Consider the following 2,492-nt stretch of genomic DNA (forward strand, 5'->3'; position numbering starts at 1 on the left):
GGTTTTTATATGTGGCTAACGACAACCTGTACTCAGCATTGCTGACCTAATCTGCTACCCAATAGATGAACACATGAAATCCAGACGACTTATATATACGAAGTATCAAATATAACCATCACTCCCCCCTGTGCAGCAACCATACTCATCACCATTATCTTCGGTGGCACCACTTGCGCCGCCAAACTCAAGTGGACCAATGGCAATTACCGGGATTATGTCAGGAATGGGGGCAGGGTGAACGGGCACTGTAGGTGGATAATACCGGCTGCCAATACCACCACTACTGCCACCCTCGGCCTTTACTTCTACTTCTACTTCTACTTCTGTCACTGCCTGCTCATAGCCACCAACACTTTCATCTAAAAAAACTGCCGGAATCGCCAACAACTCTCCCGAAGCTGATACCCAATGACAAGAGAGCATCTGATTACCGTAAGCGTCTCTCAATGTATTTCTATGGACGATTTGCATGTTGGGTGCGCAGGCATAATCGAGATAGCTATCCATTGGATTGTCTTCAAAAAAGTTAGCAGCGTTCGTCGCGATTTTTTTAATTGTTTCAGAACCAACAACCGAGGCAAGCCCTGTGATAACGGTAACTATGGCTAAACCAGCAACAAGGGCAGGTGCGGCTCCACCTAGAATTGCCATGGTAGCAAATACGCCGGCGACGTTCCCGACAAGGCTAAAGACATCACCCGCTTTAATCTCGGCCCCATCTCTGATATCTACCCCAATCTTCAGAAACGTAATTGTTCCGGCAACAATGTTGGCTGGCATGCTCACAATCGGAACATAAGGCCCTGCAAGCTTTGTCACCGAGGTCACACTTGCTATCACTGCGCCAGTTTGAGCCGACTGATTCAGCAGCACCATTCCAGTCCCGTTAACCATAAACTGATCTGCTACCGCAGTCGCGCCCGAGCCGACAGTTACACCGTCATTGACAACACCTACAAATATTACGGCTTTCCCTGCCATATATTACCCCTTAATCACAGTTTTAAACGCCAGTGTCATTCTGACCTGATCGCACTTCACTGAGGGCGATCGCGCAGCATGAGGAATTCGTCCATCGAAAATCACCACGCGCCGGGCTTTGGGAAGCACGGACTTGATAATGTTTTCTTTTTTATCATCATAGAAAACAAGTTCACCGCCCCAAGACGTGGGCCAATGCTCATTACAAAAAACGATGACTGTCAGCCCTGGATGCGTTTTGTTATCCCGATGAATAATCGTGTCTTGTCCAAATGTCTGCCCATTTGCATAAACTCCCAGTAACGTAATGTCGAAATTATGAAATTTTGAGAACCTTTCCCAAAACCCGATCAAAAAACTCCATGACTCACTACTGAGCAACTCCTCTGCACAAGACTTTCGTTCAGGACGGCCTTTACCAGCAATGAATACATGCCAACAAGGTCTAACAAATGGAAGCTGTTCATAATTTGGCCAGTTGTATCTCCAGACTGCACCTTTGAGATTAAAATTTATACCACGCTCTTCTTCTTCGGTTAAAAAATCGTCAACTATAAATATCTCATTGTCAATTTTCTCGATTTTCATGCGCTATCCTTTTCGCTAAAAACCTGTTCCAAACACCATTATTAATGAGCACAAATAGTAAATACAGGGAACCAAAACCCCAGGCAAAAAACATAAAATAATTTACAGAATTTTTATATCGCGCCCACTGCAATATATTTTTTCGACTTATTAACAATACTAACTCATCGTCGTACACCCCCCAAACAAACTGTTTATTTCGATCCGACTCTAAAGCGACCCATAGCTTTTTCGACTTACTGAAAGCCAGGTATTTGATGTCTCGAGAGGACGCTTCCATAACATAATCATATGCTTTATCATCCGATCCAATCCTGAAATATAAATTCGACGTGGTTCTTGAAACCTCTGAAACGCCCCTATAAACAAAGGCGCTTTCCAAAACTACTTTTCTTGGAGTTGGAGGAATTTCTACAACCCTGTAAAAGTGATACAAGGCACCCCCAAAAACAAACATAAGAATGGTTACTAAAAAAACAACTTCAAAAATAGTGAGCACATACCCATCCGGAATGGAAAGCGCTTTATATCGCATACCTTCTTCCCCAAACTTTTTCAGGCGTCAACTCTTTCCCTGTGCAAACAACACTACCCCCATTCACATATCAATAGAACTTACCCATTTCCGATATTCCTGTAGTCCAAATCTGATTGCATCGACAAGGCTGGCAGTTTGTACATATGTCAGAGTTTGAATGGGCTTTGCCAAGCACCATTGGAATACCCGCTCCGGAAATGGAGGGGCTATACGGGTGGGCGTCCGGGGTACTGGGATTTGCTCTGCGGCAACGTGGCGGACGTGGTGGTGCATTTTCAGGAACTGAAGATTCCGCCGCAGTTCATTGGCAAGAATTACGACCAGGATGGGGAGTATCGCTTGCAGTTTCAGGGGTGGATCAATCAGTTGTGGGAAGACAAGG

Annotated in this window: 3 protein-coding genes and 1 pseudogene; 1 reads left to right on the forward strand and 3 read right to left on the reverse strand. The window is 44.8% G+C overall.

Going from position 1 to position 2,492, the window contains the following annotated elements; all coding sequences use genetic code 11:
• Positions 1–105 precede the first annotated feature (105 nt).
• From EJA72_RS12675 to EJA72_RS12685, 3 genes are read right to left on the reverse strand one after another with little or no spacing between them, the layout of a single operon-like run.
• Positions 106–984: a hypothetical protein gene (locus tag EJA72_RS12675; protein ID WP_157711784.1), complete on the reverse strand. Its 879-nt coding sequence runs from the start codon at positions 982–984 to the stop codon at positions 106–108.
• Between the two features lie 3 nt (positions 985–987).
• Positions 988–1,572, reverse strand: coding sequence for a 2OG-Fe(II) oxygenase (locus EJA72_RS12680; RefSeq protein ID WP_157711785.1), 585 nt, complete (start codon positions 1,570–1,572; stop codon positions 988–990).
• Positions 1,553–2,107, reverse strand: coding sequence for a hypothetical protein (locus EJA72_RS12685; RefSeq protein WP_157711786.1), 555 nt, complete (start codon positions 2,105–2,107; stop codon positions 1,553–1,555). Before EJA72_RS12685 ends, EJA72_RS12680 begins: the two co-directional genes overlap by 20 nt.
• A 210-nt stretch (positions 2,108–2,317) precedes the next feature.
• Between EJA72_RS12685 and EJA72_RS29260 the strand changes: the two are divergent.
• Positions 2,318–2,492 (forward strand): annotated as a pseudogene (locus EJA72_RS29260) (acyltransferase); the annotation flags it as partial.

It is taken from the genome of Pseudomonas sp. PB120 (genome assembly GCF_009761815.1).
GTDB lineage: Bacteria > Pseudomonadota > Gammaproteobacteria > Pseudomonadales > Pseudomonadaceae > Aquipseudomonas.